Source organism: Corynebacterium freneyi (assembly GCF_030408835.1).
Lineage (GTDB): Bacteria > Actinomycetota > Actinomycetes > Mycobacteriales > Mycobacteriaceae > Corynebacterium > Corynebacterium freneyi.
The window spans coordinates 806,871-820,519 of sequence record NZ_CP047357.1 but is presented as its reverse complement, the minus strand read 5'-3'; the positions used below and the strand labels follow the sequence as shown (position 1 = coordinate 820,519).

15 protein-coding genes are annotated in these 13,649 nt (G+C 70.8%); 6 read left to right on the top strand and 9 right to left on the bottom strand.

Annotated features, from left to right (window positions below; translation table 11 throughout):
- The first annotated feature begins 98 nt into the window (after window positions 1-98).
- A complete protein-coding gene (gene rpsT, locus CFREN_RS03705; RefSeq protein WP_035121013.1) occupies window positions 99-365 on the top strand; it encodes a 30S ribosomal protein S20 in 267 nt (88 codons plus the stop codon).
- A gap of 89 nt (window positions 366-454) precedes the next feature.
- Here rpsT and holA read toward each other — a convergent pair whose 3' ends face one another.
- From holA to nadD, 7 genes are all read right to left on the bottom strand, one after another.
- Complete coding sequence (gene holA / locus CFREN_RS03700; protein WP_342356258.1) at window positions 455-1,447, bottom strand: DNA polymerase III subunit delta; 993 nt, start codon at window positions 1,445-1,447, stop codon at window positions 455-457.
- Window positions 1,444-3,555 carry a ComEC/Rec2 family competence protein gene (locus tag CFREN_RS03695; protein WP_209653792.1) on the bottom strand — a complete coding sequence of 704 codons (2,112 nt, stop codon included), beginning with the start codon at window positions 3,553-3,555 and terminating at the stop codon, window positions 1,444-1,446. The genes holA and CFREN_RS03695 overlap by 4 nt, the downstream gene beginning before the upstream one ends.
- 4 nt (window positions 3,556-3,559) lie before the next feature.
- Window positions 3,560-4,456: a ComEA family DNA-binding protein gene (locus CFREN_RS03690; protein ID WP_246580175.1), complete on the bottom strand. Its 897-nt coding sequence runs from the start codon at window positions 4,454-4,456 to the stop codon at window positions 3,560-3,562.
- Between the two features lie 108 nt (window positions 4,457-4,564).
- Entirely contained in the window at window positions 4,565-5,797 is a 1,233-nt protein-coding gene (locus CFREN_RS03685; protein ID WP_246580174.1) for a DegV family protein, read from the bottom strand.
- The gene (locus tag CFREN_RS03680; RefSeq protein ID WP_209653795.1) at window positions 5,794-6,465 is read right to left on the bottom strand and encodes a histidine phosphatase family protein; all 672 of its coding nucleotides are present in this window, start codon (window positions 6,463-6,465) and stop codon (window positions 5,794-5,796) included. Before CFREN_RS03680 ends, CFREN_RS03685 begins: the two co-directional genes overlap by 4 nt.
- 58 nt (window positions 6,466-6,523) lie before the next feature.
- On the bottom strand, window positions 6,524-6,982 hold the full coding sequence (rsfS, locus tag CFREN_RS03675; RefSeq protein ID WP_070521185.1) for a ribosome silencing factor: 459 nt from the start codon (window positions 6,980-6,982) through the stop codon (window positions 6,524-6,526).
- 9 nt (window positions 6,983-6,991) lie between these two features.
- On the bottom strand, window positions 6,992-7,645 hold the full coding sequence (nadD, locus tag CFREN_RS03670; protein WP_244979826.1) for a nicotinate-nucleotide adenylyltransferase: 654 nt from the start codon (window positions 7,643-7,645) through the stop codon (window positions 6,992-6,994).
- 273 nt (window positions 7,646-7,918) lie between these two features.
- Here nadD and moaA point away from each other — a divergent pair, with 273 nt between their 5' ends.
- Together moaA and CFREN_RS03660 are read left to right on the top strand one after the other, a co-directional pair.
- Window positions 7,919-9,058, top strand: a complete 1,140-nt coding sequence (moaA, locus tag CFREN_RS03665) for a GTP 3',8-cyclase MoaA (protein WP_244979555.1) — start codon at window positions 7,919-7,921, stop codon at window positions 9,056-9,058.
- Window positions 9,059-9,107: 49 nt separating this feature from the next.
- On the top strand, window positions 9,108-9,401 hold the full coding sequence (locus CFREN_RS03660) for a MoaD/ThiS family protein (protein WP_209653797.1): 294 nt from the start codon (window positions 9,108-9,110) through the stop codon (window positions 9,399-9,401).
- Window positions 9,402-9,456: 55 nt separating this feature from the next.
- Here the strand turns inward: CFREN_RS03660 and CFREN_RS03655 are convergent, their stop codons facing one another.
- On the bottom strand, window positions 9,457-9,888 hold the full coding sequence (locus CFREN_RS03655; protein ID WP_317986461.1) for a molybdenum cofactor biosynthesis protein MoaE: 432 nt from the start codon (window positions 9,886-9,888) through the stop codon (window positions 9,457-9,459).
- A gap of 34 nt (window positions 9,889-9,922) precedes the next feature.
- Between CFREN_RS03655 and CFREN_RS03650 the strand changes: the two genes are divergently transcribed.
- The 3 genes from CFREN_RS03650 to mobA all read left to right on the top strand — a co-directional run bounded on the left by CFREN_RS03650 (window position 9,923) and on the right by mobA (window position 12,604).
- Window positions 9,923-11,302 (top strand): molybdopterin molybdotransferase MoeA, encoded by a 1,380-nt coding sequence (locus CFREN_RS03650; RefSeq protein ID WP_070521191.1) that lies wholly within the window; start codon window positions 9,923-9,925, stop codon window positions 11,300-11,302.
- Window positions 11,303-11,388: 86 nt separating this feature from the next.
- Window positions 11,389-11,859 (top strand): cyclic pyranopterin monophosphate synthase MoaC, encoded by a 471-nt coding sequence (gene moaC / locus CFREN_RS03645; protein ID WP_209654769.1) that lies wholly within the window; start codon window positions 11,389-11,391, stop codon window positions 11,857-11,859.
- 10 nt (window positions 11,860-11,869) lie between these two features.
- Window positions 11,870-12,604 carry a molybdenum cofactor guanylyltransferase gene (mobA, locus tag CFREN_RS03640; RefSeq protein WP_244979828.1) on the top strand — a complete coding sequence of 245 codons (735 nt, stop codon included), beginning with the start codon at window positions 11,870-11,872 and terminating at the stop codon, window positions 12,602-12,604.
- A 386-nt stretch (window positions 12,605-12,990) separates the two neighbouring features.
- On the opposite strand, the gene CFREN_RS03635 is transcribed toward mobA, so the two are convergent.
- Window positions 12,991-13,626 carry a MogA/MoaB family molybdenum cofactor biosynthesis protein gene (locus tag CFREN_RS03635; protein ID WP_317986460.1) on the bottom strand — a complete coding sequence of 212 codons (636 nt, stop codon included), beginning with the start codon at window positions 13,624-13,626 and terminating at the stop codon, window positions 12,991-12,993.
- Window positions 13,627-13,649: the final 23 nt, after the last annotated feature.

Sequence of the window (13,649 nt, the reverse complement as noted above, 5' to 3'; positions counted from 1 at the left end):
AGGCGTTCAGGACCTTGGGTTCGCCGCGGGCGCGCCGGGGCCGGGCCACTCCCGGGAGCCGCGGACCATCACCGACCACGGATACAAGAGGTATTCACATGGCTAACATCAAGTCCCAGATCAAGCGCAACAAGACCAACGAGAAGGCTCGCCTCCGCAACCAGGCCATCCGCTCCGAGGTGCGCACCGAGATCCGCAAGCTCCGCGCCCTCGTCGAGGCCGGCGACAAGACCGCCGCCGAGGCTCAGCTGCGCGTTGCTTCCCGCAAGCTCGACAAGGCCGTGTCCAAGGGCGTCTTCCACCGCAACAACGCGGCCAACAAGAAGTCCGCCCTGGCGAAGTCCGTCAACAAGATTGAGGGTTAATTCCCCGCTTTACGACGGCCACCGGGCGACCACCTCGCCCGCAGCCCGAAAGCGCCCCGCCGGTTTTCCGGCGGGGCGCTCTCGCGTTTCTACCTGCGGTGCGAACCGCGGGCCAGGGCCGCGATGTCGACGACGGCCTTTTCCACGGCGTACTCGGGGTCGGCGGCCCAGCCCTTCACGCCGGCGTCGAGTTCGGCGATGATCTGCGCCGCATGCGCGATCGCCGGCGTGGACCACCGTGATGCCAGGCGGTGGGTCTTCTCCAGCTTCCACGGCGCCATGCCGTACGTGCCGGCATCACGGTTGCTCACTCCGCGCACCGCATGGAGCCGGGCGACGTCGCCCACCATTCCCGACAGCGCCGAGGCCAGCAGCGGGTACGGCACGCCGATCTGCATCGCCCGGCGCGCCAACGCAAGCGCCTCGGGCCCCCGGCCGGTCAACGCCAGTTCGGCGACTTCGAACCCGGAGACCTCCGCGGTGCGGCCGTAGTAGGTGCGCACGGCGTCGACGGTGACGTTGCCGCCGGTGTCCGACACCAACTGCGACACGGCGGTGGCCAGCTCACGAAGATCCGACCCGACGGAATCGAGCAACGCATCGATGACGTCCTGCGACACCCGCAGCCGGTGCGCCTGAAACTCGCCGCGCACGAACTTGGGCAGCTCGCTTCGTTTCATGGAGTGCGCCTCGAACAGTTGGGCGCCGGTTTTGCGCAGTGCGGCGACCATCTTCTTCTGCCGCCCCTCACCGGAGTGCTGCAGGATCAGGGTGATGCCGGGTGCGGGGTCCGCGGCGGCCTGGACGATGAGGTCGGCGGGTTCCTTGCCGGCGGCGTCGCAGTCGGTGAGCACGACGATGCGGTCCTCGCCGAACAGCGAGGGGCTGAGCAGTTCGACCAGGTCGGTGGTGGTCACGTCCCCGCCGCGCAGGTCGGTGATGGGCACCGATCGCCCGTCGGGGTCGCCGGGGGTGGCGGCGGAGCGGCGGACGGCGGCGATGATCGCCAACCGGGCGCGGTCGATGAGCAGCCCTTCCTTGCCGACGATCACGTTCACCGGTGCGGGCATCGTCTGAGTCACTCCCCCATCGTGCCAGACTCCCCGGATCGGGCAGTGCCGGAGCCGCTCGTCCCCGCACCGCCCGCCCCCGCATCGCTTTTCCTCACTGCACCGCTCCTCCACACCGCACCATCCGGGTAGAGGGCGTGAGTGCCGTCGCGTGCGGGACAGACGACGGGAATGCCGTCCGTGGTGCGAATACGGTCACGCGCCCGGTCCCCGCAGTCGGCGACGACGAGCCACCGCGGCCTCGCACCCGCCCCGGCACCGCCCGACTGTCCGGTTGTCCCGTCGCCCCATGTCTCGGCCTCGTCGAGTGTGGCGTACACCGTCGACTCTTCCACGGTCAGCTCTTCGGCCAGCGGCCACGCATCGGTCGTGGCGGCTTGCCCGCCTCCGGTCACGGCCGCTCCCACATCCCCGCCGTTTCCTTCGGCCGCTGCGCCATCCAGAGACAGGCGGCAATTACGGGGCAGCGCCTGAAGATGGACGTCGTCACGCAGGGCGGCGGGCACCACGAGCACCCGCCCATCATCGACGCAGGCCCCGACGACCCACCCCGGCGGTGCGGCCGGGATATGCCAGCCGAAGGCGATAACGACGCCCGCGGCTCCCATCGCCACGCACGTCACCGCAGCGGCCACCGACGGCCACGCAACCGCCGCAGCCGCCGCCACCAGGAACACCGTCACTCCGAACAGCCCCATCTCACCCGCGTCACCGGGCATCCCGGCCGCGGCATGCCCCACCGCATGCACCCACCAGGCGAACGGCGCGGCCACCCACACCAACACCGTCACCACCGGCCCCAGCCCCAACAGCGCGGCGACGGCGGCCAGCGTCCCCGCAACGGTCACCGGGGCCACCGCGGGAGCTGCGGCGAGGTTGGCCACGACGGAGACGTGGGAGACCTCGCCAAGAGTCAGCGCCAGGACCGGCACCGTGGCGATGTGCGCCACCAACGCCACCGCCGTCGCACGCACCAGCGGAGCCGGCAGCCGCGCCACCCCGGGGATGCGCAACAGCCGATGCGTCATGGGGGCCGCCGCGAGCACCAGCCCTGCGGTGGCCGCCACCGACAACGCGAACCCGACGGACACGGCAAGATCCGGAAAAGCCACCACCAGCACGATCGTCCCCGCCATCAACGCCGGCACCGCCTGCCCGCGCCTGCCCAACAGCACCGCCAACAGCCCGACGATGCCCGTGAGCAGGGCCCGCAGCACCGACGGCTCCGTGCCCACCACCGCCACGAACGCCACCAACGTCACCGCCGCGGCCGCCACCCGCCAACGCGGCGGCGCCCACGACAACGCCCACACCGCCGCCCCCATCACCAACGCCAGATTCGCGCCCGACACCGCCGACAGGTGCGCCAACCCGGAGTCGACCATCATCTTCTGGTCGGCCGCACCGAAGCCGCGTTCGTCGCCGAGCGTCATCGCGGGAATCAGCCGATCCGGCCCCACCGGCAGTCCCGCAGCCGCATCGCGCAGGCCGTCGCGGACGCGGCTGATGTGGTCATCCGGATGCTTCACGACGTCCACCGTCCCCCGCAGCGACGCCGTCACCCCGGACAACGACGGGCGATCCGACGCGGAGATCTTCGCGTACGCCTCCAACACCGTGCCGCGGTCATGGTCGAGCAGACGCTCGTCGCCGAACACCCGCACGCGTCCAGGCAGCCCGGTGACGCTGGCCTGTGCCGTGGCCCCATGGTCGGTGGTCTTCGGCGTCGTGGTCAGCGTCAGGACGGTTTCCTTCACCACGCCCGCGCCATCGGTGCCGCCGACCCCGACACCGCGGATGCCCTCGGCGATGGGGTGGGCGGCCGCCCGTGCCCGGCGAATGAGGGTGGCGGCCACCGAAACCGTGACCGTCACCGTCGGCAACGCCACCGTCGGGGCCCCGCGACGCCACGCCACCACACCCGTGAACACCGCCGCCGCCAGCAGGAGCCAGCCCGGCGAGACCGTCGTCGACGTCGTCAACGTCAACGCCGTCGCCGCCCACGTCAACAGCGCCGCGGGCACCAACCGCAGGTCCACTCCGGGGCGCGCAACCGCAGGCCCCGCATCCGGTGGCGGCGGCGCCGGGTCGGCCAACGAGAACGTGCGGGTCTCGGCCATCGCATCACACCGTCACTTCCGCGCGCATGCCCTCCAGCTTCGCCGGGCCGATGCCGGGGACCTCCTCGAGCTGGTCGACGCTGGTGAAGGGACCGTGTTGCTCCCGGTGCGCGACGATCTTCTTCGCCGTGGCCGGACCAATGCCGGTGACCGTCTCCAACTCGGCCTCCGACGCCGTGTTGATGTTCACCAGGCCCCCACCACCGGCGCCACGGCCACCTCCACCTGCGCCACCACCCGCGCCGGCTGCCCCACCGCCGACACCGCCCGCAGCCGACGCTGCACCGTCCGGCGCGCCCGCCGACGTGCCGCCAGTCGACAACTCCGGCAGCGGATCCGGCCCCACGAGAATCTGCTGACCATCCACCAACGGCGAGGCAAGATTCACGCTGGCAGGACTCGCCTCGGGCAACATCCCACCGGCGGCATTCACCGCGTCGGCCACCCGCGCAGTACCGGGCACGGTGACCACACCCGGATGATGAACCATCCCCACCACCGACACGATGATCTCCGCCGGCACCGCACCATCCCCGGCTCCCCCGTTCCCGGCCCCGCCGCCCACACCCCCGCTCCCGGTACCCCCATGCCCGGCGCCACCGGGCCCCGCCCCGTCCCACTCCCCGGCATTCTCCACGCCGGCACCCGCTCCACCGGCGGCCGCACCCACCCGGTCGGCGTCGACAAGCACGGCATCCACCGCAGGCTCGTCCACCACCGGCCCCCGCGACAGCAGCCACCCGGCGATGACCGCCACCAGCACCACCGCACCGGCCATCGCCACGGCCACCACGGTCCGCCGCCCCACCCGGATACGCCGCCGCGAATAATCGACGGGCATCGCTTCCTCGGCGGGCACCGGCTCCAGCAGGTCTCCCAAACGCGTTCGCAACGAATCCACGCCCGCACGCTAAGACCGCAGCACCGACCGACGCGCGTCGAAAAGGACCGGATCATCCTCGATTGTGGATGAATCCGGTCCTGTGGAAAACCCCGAAAAGCGGTGGGTTTATTGCTTTACGACGTCCCATCCATCGCCATCGCCGCATGAATCGGCATCGCCGTCATCGGCGGAGGCGGCGGAAACGTCATCGTCGCGCTCGTTGGCCCGGACAGTGGTCTCATCGCTTTTCTTGTCGCCGGCCTGGTCACCGACCTTGTCGGCGGCCTTCTGCGCCGCCTCCTCGCGAGCATCGCGGCCGAACGCCGCGCCTTCGGGATCGGAATTGTCGCGACGCGCCAACTCGGCGATCGCATGCGCCAACGCCTCGGCCTTCTCGATGGCCGCACGACGGTTCTCCGACCACGTCGGCAACTTCGCCGCCACACTCGTAAACAACGGCGACGCATCACGCCCGACCACCGACGCCGGCGGCAGCGGCGCGTCGTCGCCGTCGTCAATGGCGCCAGCGTCGGCGTCCGCTCCCTCAGCCTCGTCCTCGGCGACGACCATGCCCACGGCAAAAGCGCGGGGCCCGGTGTGCGCGGCGATCGCGGCGGGCAAATCGACGACGTCGAACGTCGAACCCTCCGGCAGCGCCAACGACAACATTGCGTGCAGCTCCTCGACGCGCTCGTCGGCACCCGAATGCTGCAGCATCACGTGCGCGGGACGCCCGGCCGCCTCCGTCGCCGCGAAGTCGACGAGCTTGTCCAGCACCTTCGCCTCCGTGCGGCACTTGGCCACCAAACCCAGCGCCCCATCCTGGATGCCGACGATCGGCTTGATCGCCAACGCCGTCGACAACACCGCCTGACCGGTCGAAATGCGGCCACCGCGGCGCAGCGGCTCCAACTTGGGCACGTACAGCCACAGACGATTACGCGCCAGCACACCCTCTGCGGCGGCGACGCATTCCTCCAGATCCGCCCCCTCGGCGGCCTTTTCCGCCGCGGCGATCGCGGCGGCCCCCATGCCGGCGCCGACCATCGTCGAATCCACCACGGTCACCCGCTCCAGCACCGCCGCCGCCGTCATCGCATTCGACCACGTCGCCGACAACCCCTTGCCCAGGTGCAGCGCCACCACGCCCGCGTCGCCACCGCGCTCCAGCGCCCGCGCGTACGCCGCGCACAACGTCAACGGGCCGATCGCCGAGGTCGTCTGCTCCCCGTCGACCTCATCGAGGCCCAACGGCACCACCGTGATGCCATGACGCCGCGCAACAGCATCGTCCAGGCACGCCGACTCGTCCACGACGACCTGGACGCGACCGGCACCCCGCTCCCCCACGCCGGTCACCTTTCGGACTCCTCGCCGGTGTCCTCGCCGAACACCTCGGCGTTGAACGCACCGAGATACCAACCGAGCTCACCATCCGGCCGCGGCCTGGCCGTCAGCTCCACCCACGCGGTGTTCCGCAAACCGTTGAACATCGTGTAGTGGCTCACCGGCACATCCAGCAGCGACGCCGTCAACGCGGCAATCGCCCCGCCGTGGGCCACCAGCAACACCGTGGAACCAGGCCACGATTCGTCGTCAAGCAACTCGTCGACGACCGCACGCATGCGCGCCGCGACCTCCACCCGGGTTTCGCCACCCGGCGGAGCCCACGTCGCATCATGCCGCCACGTCGCCCGCTGCCCCGGGTATTCCGCATCGATCTCACCGTGGGTGCGGCCCTGCCACTTGCCCAAAAACGTCTCCCGCAAACGGGAATCACGCTCGACGTCGAGGCCCAGCACCCGACCGACGGCATCGGCGGTCTGCGCCGCACGGCTCAAATCCGACGACACGATCCGCCGAATGTCCCGCTCCCGACGCCCCACATGCGCCGCGACACGCTCCGCCTGGGCCACGCCCTCCTCCGACAGCTCGGTGTCCAACTGCCCCTGCATGCGGCGCGTGGCGTTGTACGTCGTCTGGCCGTGGCGAAGCAACAGCAGGCGGCGGGCGGCGACGGGTTCCATCGGCACGTCCTTCCTGGGGTCGGGCTGGATTGGGGCGGGGTGAAGCGGGACGCGCGGCCTACAGCTCGTCGGCGTCCGGCCCCGGCGCGGCCAGCGGAATCTCGTCGATGGACCGCGCATGGTGCGACGCATCCGCCGAACCCGTCACCGGAGTCTGCTCGACGCCTTCGACCTCGATGCGCGGGCAGTCCTTCCACAGGCGATCCAGGCCGTAGAAATCGCGCTCCTCGTCGCGGAACACGTGGACGACGAGCACGCCGTAATCCAGCAGCGCCCACCGGCCCTCGCGGACGCCCTCGCGGCGCACGGGCTTGACGCCGGCGTCGCGCAGGTCATCCTCGACCTCGTCGACGATCGCGGAAACCAGACGCTCGTTGTCGGCGCTGACCAGGACGAACGCGTCGGTGATCACCAGCGGCCCCGACACGTCGATGACGGCGATGTCCTCGCCCTTCATGCGGTCGGCGGCCCGGGCGGCGATGGTGGCCAGGGTGGCGGCCTCGGTGGATGCGGTCACGAGTGGAATTCAGCTCCCGTAGTTTTCGTCTTCGTCCCCGCCGGCGGGCGGGAGGTCACGGGCTCGTCGGTCGGCGGCCCGGTCGGCGGGCACATCCTGGTACAAGCCCCTTTTGGCAATGTACTGCACCACGCCGTCGGGTACGAGATACCAGACCGGCCTGCCCTCCGCGGCGCGCGTGCGGCAGTCGGTCGACGAGATCGCCATGGCGGGGATGTCGACCAGGTGCAGGCGGGCGCGGTCGACGTCGGGCAGGTCATCTTCGTCGAGGTGGAACCCCGGACGGTTGACGCCGACGAAGGTGGCGGCGTCGAACATCTTCTCCCAGTCCCGCCACGTGACGATCTTCTGCAGCGCGTCGGCGCCGGTGATGAAGAAAAGTTCGTCGCCGGGGAACTGGGCGCCGAGGTCGTTGAGCGTGTCGATGGTGTACGTCGCGCCGGGGCGGTCGATGTCGACGCGCGACACCGTGAACCGCGGGTTGGAGGCGGTGGCGATGACCGTCATCAGGTAGCGGTCCTCGGAGTCCGTCACGCGCCGGTCGCGCTTCTGCCACGGCTCGCCGGTGGGCACGAAAATGACGCTGTCCAGGTCGAACCGGTCGGCGACTTCGCTGGCGGCGACGAGGTGGCCGTTGTGGATCGGGTCGAACGTGCCGCCCATCACGCCGATGCGCCGCGGGCGGTCCGCGCGCGCCGTCAGCGCACGCGGCGGGGTCGGCTCGTTTCGCTTGACGACGTCGCCCGCTTCCGCCGCGGTCGCCCGCATTGCCTTGTCATGGTCTCCCGACATGGCGGAGATCGTACCCGCCGCAGGTGGCGCCCGATAATCGCCGGTGACCGCATTTCACCGGCGGGAGCGACCCGAACCACCACCCAAATACTGATTTGCGACTCGCAATTGTCGGATGCGGCGCCCATCCGTACCATCGGACACATGAACGCGCATGTGTCCGGAGGCCCCGACGTCATGTCGGGCGCCGTTCCGCGCTCTGCGCCGACCCCCGGCCGCGGCGCCGCCGCCGACGCTCCGCCCGCCCCCGCGACCCGGCTCGTGGACGCACATGGCCGCGTCGCCCGCGACCTGCGCGTCAGCGTCACCGACCGCTGCAATCTGCGCTGCACCTATTGCATGCCGGCCGAGGGCATGGAGTGGATCCCCGGCCGCGATCTGCTCACCGACGACGAGATCATCCGTCTGATCACCCTGGGCGTCGAGCGCCTGGGCATCCGCGAGATCCGTTTCACCGGCGGCGAACCGCTGCTGCGTCCGGGGCTCGTCGACATCATCGCCGCGACGAAGCAGCTGCGCACCGACGAGGGCCGCGTCCCCGAGACCGCGCTGACCACCAATGGTGTGCTGCTCGCCGGGCAGGCCGACCGTCTCGCCGCGGCGGGCCTCGACCGGGTCAACGTCTCCCTCGACTCCATCAGACCGGACACGTACGGTCTGCTGGCGCGACGGGACAGGCTTGACGACGTCCTGCGCGGACTCGAAGCGGCCCAACGGTCGGGATTGTCGCCGATCAAGATCAACACGGTGCTCATGCCCGGCCGCAACCACGATCAGGCCGTGGAACTGCTGCATTTCTGCCTCGAGCGCGGCTACCAGCTGCGGTTCATCGAAGAAATGCCGCTGGGCCCCAAGGGCCAGTGGCTGCGCGATTCGATGATCACGGCCGAGCGGATCCTCTCCGACCTCAGCACCGAATTCGACCTGTCCCCGTCTGCCACGCCCCACGGCGATGCCCCGGCGGCGCTGTGGGACGTGTCGGCGGGCGTCGGCAAGCACACCGGCACCGCCCACCGCGGCGGCGAAGTCGGCATAATCGCGTCGGTGACCAAGCCGTTCTGCGGCGCCTGCGACCGCACGCGGCTGACGTCCGACGGGGCAATCCGCAATTGCCTCTTTTCCCGCACCGAACGCCCCTTGCGCGACCTGATGCGCGACGGCGCCACCGACGACGACATCGCTGCGGCGTGGGCCGGCGAAATGGCCGCCAAGGCACCCGGCCACGGCATCGACGACCCGACGTTCCTGCAACCCGACCGCGGCATGTCCGCCATCGGCGGATAACGCCCGCCACCGCGGCGAGAAACCCGAACCACCACCCGAGGAGCACCCCATGACCGAACCTTCCACGACCACGGGGCACACCGCGCCCACTGCCGCTCGCACGGCCGTGCTGACGTTCTTCGCCTCCGCCGCCGAAGCCGCCGGACAACCGCGCATCGACGTCACCGTCCACGACGGCGACACCTACCGGGATGTGCTGCGCCGCTCGGCCGAAGGCAACGACCGGCTAGCCCGCATCGTCGACGGTTCCGCCGTCTTCGCCGCGGGCGAACTGGTCCGCGACCTGGACCGCCCCGCCACCGCCGACCAGATCGACGTCCTCCCGCCCTTCGCCGGCGGATAGGACGAACGGGGTGCGGGCGGTCGTCGTCAAGCAGAAAGCGCCGCAACCGACGCGGTCACGCGCTGTTCGACCACTCGTGACTGCCATCGGGAAAGACCTGGCGCTTCCACACGGGGATGTCGCGCTTGACCTCCTCGACCAGCCAACTGCACGCCTCGAACGCTTCGGCGCGGTGCGATGCGGAAACGGCGACCAGGAACGCGACGTCACCGACGGCGAGCTCGCCCACGCGATGCCCCACCCACAGGCGGTGCACGCCGCGGCCCTCGAACGCCTCCGCGCACTTCGCCGCGATGGACTCGATGACCTCGCCGGCCTTCGGATGACAGCTGTACTCGATCCGGTCGACCGCCCGGCCACCGTCGTGATTGCGCACCACGCCCGTGAAGGACACCACCGCCCCAGCGCGATCGTCACCCACCGCAGCCGACGCCTCGGCCGGATCCAACGGCGACTCGGAAACTCCCGCCCCTACAATCTCAATCACCCCACCATGGTGCCCGAAAGGCGATGATGCCGCGATGAACCCCACCGTGACCGGCGACGATGCAGCCCCCGGACGCTCCCCGTCCACGCCGTTGACCGTCGAGCAGTACCTGGCCGTCGTGCTTGACGACGTCCCCGCCCCCGCCCCGACCACCCTGCCGCTGGCGGACTGCGCGGGACTGATCCTGGCCGATGATGTCGCCGCGACACTGCCCGTCCCGCCATTCACCAACTCGGCCATGGACGGGTTCGCCGTGCGCACAGCCGACATGGCGTCCGGAGTCGGCGTCACCCTCCCCGTCTCCGCCGATGTTCCGGCGGGCACGTGGCCGGGGCCGCTGGAACAGGGGACGGCGGCTCGAATCATGACCGGCGCCCCCGTCCCCGACGGCGCCGACGCCATCATCCCGGTGGAGGACACCGACTCCGCTCCCGGACCGCGGTCCTGCCCGACGACCGTCACCCTGACCGCCGACGTCACCGGACGGGTTCGAGCCGGCGTCCACATCCGACCGGCCGGCGAAGACGTCGATGTCGGAGACGTCGTGTTGCGCACCGGAGACGTGCTCTCCGCCGCGGCGCTGGCCTCGGCGGCGAGCATCGGACACGGCACGTTGCGCGTCTTCGCCCGCCCGCGGGTGGCCGTCGTGGCCACCGGCGCCGAACTCGTCGCCCCCGGTGAAGCACCCGGTCCCGGCCAGATCCCCGATTCCAACACCATCCTGATGACCACCCTCGCCCGCGGCTGGGGAGCCGACGTCACCGTCGTCCGGGCCAGCGGCGACACCGCCGATGAACTGGCCGACGCGCTGGCCCGCGCCGCCGCCGACGCCGACGTCGTGGTGACCTCCGGCGGCATCTCCGCCGGCGCATTCGATCCAGTGAAAACACTGGCCGCCGAGGGCCGCGCCGACATCGGGTTCCACCGGCTCCGCCAACAACCCGGCGGCCCGCAGGCATGCGGCCGCGTCGGTGACGCGGTCCTGCTCGGCCTGCCCGGCAACCCCGTCAGCGTCTTCGTCTCCGCCATCCTGTACCTGCGACCCCTCCTGGCGAAGCTGGCCGGACGAGAGGCGGGAGAGGCCGTCGTCAAGCGAAACGACCGGCCGACCGCGAACCTCGCCGCGCCCGCGATCCCCGGAATGGAAACCATCGAGGTCATCGCCGACGCCGAATTCCGGGCGCGGCGCGGCAAGATGCGCTTCGTGCCCGTCACCGTCGTCGACGGCCGCGCCCGCCCGGTCCATGAACGCGGGCTCGGATCGCACTTAATCGCCAGCCTGCACGGCGCGAACGCACTGCTCGTGCTGCCCGAAGCCGGCGCCGACGCACCCGACGTGTTTTCCCCCGGCGACCACCTCGCCGCCATCCCCCTCGACCCCGCGCTGCGCCCCGAAAAGGACCGACACTCATGAGCGACACCCTCGACGACTCCACCACCGACACCACCGACACTGCGAACACCGCCGGCGCCGCCGACGAACGAACCACCGAACCAGCCATGGGTTTCACCCACCTCGACTCCCGCGGCTCGGCCCGCATGGTCGACGTCACCGCCAAGAAGCCGACCGTCCGCTCGGCGACGGCGAAGGGCGAGGTCACGTGCTCGCCGACGGTGATGGCGGCCCTGCGCGACGGCACCGTCCCCAAGGGAGACGTCGCCGCAGTGGCGCGCATCGCGGGCATCGCCGCCGCGAAAAAGGTGCCCGACCTGCTGCCGTTGGCGCACGTCATCGGCGTGCACGGCTGCATCGTCGACGTCGAATGGGGCGACGACCGGGTTCTGCTCACCGCCACGGTCCGCACCGCCGACCGCACCGGCGTGGAGATGGAGGCGCTGACCGCCGTGACCGTCGCCGCGCTGGCGATCGTCGACATGGTCAAGGGCGTCGACCGGTCCGCCGCGATGGAGAACTGCCGCATCGTGGCCAAGTCCGGCGGTCGGTCCGGCGACTGGGTGCGCCCGGAATAGCACCGTGACCATGCATTACGACGACCACCGCGGGGCGCCCGCCGAGTTGCCGCCGTCGTTCGCCATCGTGTTGGCCGGCGGCACCGGCCGAAGGATGGGCGGCGCGTCGAAACCGGACGTCGTAGTCGCGGGGCGCCGCATGATCGACCACGTGCTCGGCGAACTCGCCGCGCAGTCCGTGCCCGCCGTCGTCGTGGGGCCGCCGGATCTCGCCGTTCCCGCCGACGTCCCGACCGGCGTGACCCTGGTTCGCGAGGATCCTCCCTTCGGTGGCCCCGCCGCCGGCATCGCCGCAGGTTACGACGCCGGGCCTTTGTCGTCCGGCACGTTGGTCGCCATCCTCGCCTGCGACGCGCCCTTCGCTCCGAGGGTTCTCCCCGATCTCGTCGCCGCCGCGTCCAACTCCGGCGGACCCACGTCCACCGGTGTTGGCGCATCCGATTCCGCCCGCACCAAACTCACGGGCGACGCCGACTCATCGGCCGCATCCGTCGGTGCGGTGGCCGTCACGCCGGATGGCCGGATTCAACGGTTGCTATGCGTCGTCGACTCCGATGCCCTGGGCGCCGCCATCCGCCGACTAGAGAACGCCGGCGGGGTTCGCGACCGATCCGTGCGCGCGCTCCTCGGCGGCCTACCCCTCACCCCGGTTGACGTGCCCGCGTGGGCCACCGACGCCGACACCCCGGACGACGTCATCGCACTCGAGCGCATGTCGCCGGATGGCCGCGAATCGCCACTGTGACGAAAGCCGATCGCCGACGCTCGCCTCGGCCGCGTGCCGGCCGTGCGTTAGCCGTGTTCCGAACGGGCGTTGGTTGCGTGTCGGCCCGTGACTGACGGGCCACGATGACGCGCCATGGGCAGACAATGCGCCACACCAGCCCCACCGCTAACCATCGACGGCCAAATCGCCCAAAACGACTCACCCCGCCGAACTCTACGGACCCCTGACCTGCGCATTCAGAAACGGTCAATGAGTCGTTTTGGGCGATTCACACGGCGATAACGCCCGAGTCATCGCTCCACCGCCGACTCGTCCAGCAAGCCGCCACCCCCAGGAAACGGGCCCCGACGGTGCGGACATCCGCCACCGCTGAACCCGTCGGCGGCCCGTCGCAAAGCGGCGCTTCAGTGATCGCCGCCGCCGAGCTGCTCCAGCAGATGCGGCATCAGCGGGCCGATGACCTCGATGGCGTCGCGCACGCCACCGGAGCTGCCCGGCGCGTTGACGATCACGGCCGCGTCCCCGCCACGCCCGGTCACGCCGACGATGCCGCGCGACAGGCCGGCCAACGGCGTCTTGGTCAGCCCATGGTTGAGGATCTGCGTTTCCAGCCCCGGCAGCCGCGTGGCCACGAACGGCTCGGTCGCCTCCGGAGTGTTGTCGCGGGGCGTGACGCCGGTGCCGCCGGTCGTGAATACGAGCCGGGCGCCCCCGTTCAGGGCGGTTTCGATGGCGGCGCGGATTTCCGGCACGTCATCGGTCACGACGACCGGCTCGGGGCACACGACGCCATGCGCGGCGAGCGCCTCGACGGCCCGCGGCCCGGACTTGTCGGGGCGAGTACCGGCGGCACAACGATCGCTGACGGTGATGACCACGCCCGGCACCTCCCCCTCCATCGGCGCGAGCTGCTTTTCGACGATCCCGTCGGAACCGGCACCGGCCCCGTTTCCCGAGTTCCCGTGCGCGCCCGACGCGGGCGAACCATCGCCCTCCGTTCGATTCGAATTCTGCGAATGCGCGGAATGCATTTCGTTCATTTCAACGTCCTTGCCGGCCATGA

Coding starts and splice junctions, on each gene's coding strand:
- rpsT (WP_035121013.1), top strand. CDS start 99: ATGGCTAACATCAAGTCCCAGATCAAGCGCAACAAGACCAACGAGAAG.
- CFREN_RS03695 (WP_209653792.1), bottom strand. CDS start 3,555: ATGGCCGAGACCCGCACGTTCTCGTTGGCCGACCCGGCGCCGCCGCCA.
- CFREN_RS03680 (WP_209653795.1), bottom strand. CDS start 6,465: ATGGAACCCGTCGCCGCCCGCCGCCTGCTGTTGCTTCGCCACGGCCAG.
- nadD (WP_244979826.1), bottom strand. CDS start 7,645: ATGGGCGGCACGTTCGACCCGATCCACAACGGCCACCTCGTCGCCGCC.
- moaA (WP_244979555.1), top strand. CDS start 7,919: ATGAACGCGCATGTGTCCGGAGGCCCCGACGTCATGTCGGGCGCCGTT.
- CFREN_RS03660 (WP_209653797.1), top strand. CDS start 9,108: ATGACCGAACCTTCCACGACCACGGGGCACACCGCGCCCACTGCCGCT.
- CFREN_RS03650 (WP_070521191.1), top strand. CDS start 9,923: ATGAACCCCACCGTGACCGGCGACGATGCAGCCCCCGGACGCTCCCCG.
- moaC (WP_209654769.1), top strand. CDS start 11,389: ATGGGTTTCACCCACCTCGACTCCCGCGGCTCGGCCCGCATGGTCGAC.
- mobA (WP_244979828.1), top strand. CDS start 11,870: ATGCATTACGACGACCACCGCGGGGCGCCCGCCGAGTTGCCGCCGTCG.
- CFREN_RS03635 (WP_317986460.1), bottom strand. CDS start 13,626: ATGAACGAAATGCATTCCGCGCATTCGCAGAATTCGAATCGAACGGAG.